The following is a 261-nucleotide window of genomic DNA, read 5'->3' as shown; positions in this document are numbered from 1 at the left end:
CCATAACACAGTGCCCAAGTGCAAACTCCAATTGTGGATCGAAGTCGTTTTTGTCCCATTCAGGGGTACCTGGAAGAACGGCTGTGAATACCTTGATTTCCAAGTCTGTGCTATCAGGTAGATTGTATTCATCGGCGTATGAAGGGATGGTTTTTGATGCGAATAGCGCGTTCACGGCATCTAATGGACTGTTACCTTTCGCTGAGTAGCGAACGTTCTCTGTTTCAAAATCCAATGCAGCAACAAAGATTGCTTCTGGTT

At 45.2% G+C, this 261-nt stretch carries 1 protein-coding gene; it reads right to left on the bottom strand.

From position 1 onward, the window contains the following. The coding region (locus AB4585_RS23265; protein ID WP_372171152.1) for a hypothetical protein at positions 1–261 on the bottom strand (261 nt) is incomplete at both ends.

Origin of the sequence: Vibrio sp. 10N.222.49.C9 (assembly GCF_041474985.1) — a bacterium.
In the GTDB taxonomy this organism is placed as follows: Bacteria; Pseudomonadota; Gammaproteobacteria; order Enterobacterales; family Vibrionaceae; genus Vibrio; species Vibrio crassostreae_C.
The sequence above is the reverse complement of the archived record's forward strand: the minus strand, read 5'-3'. Positions and strand labels throughout refer to the sequence as shown.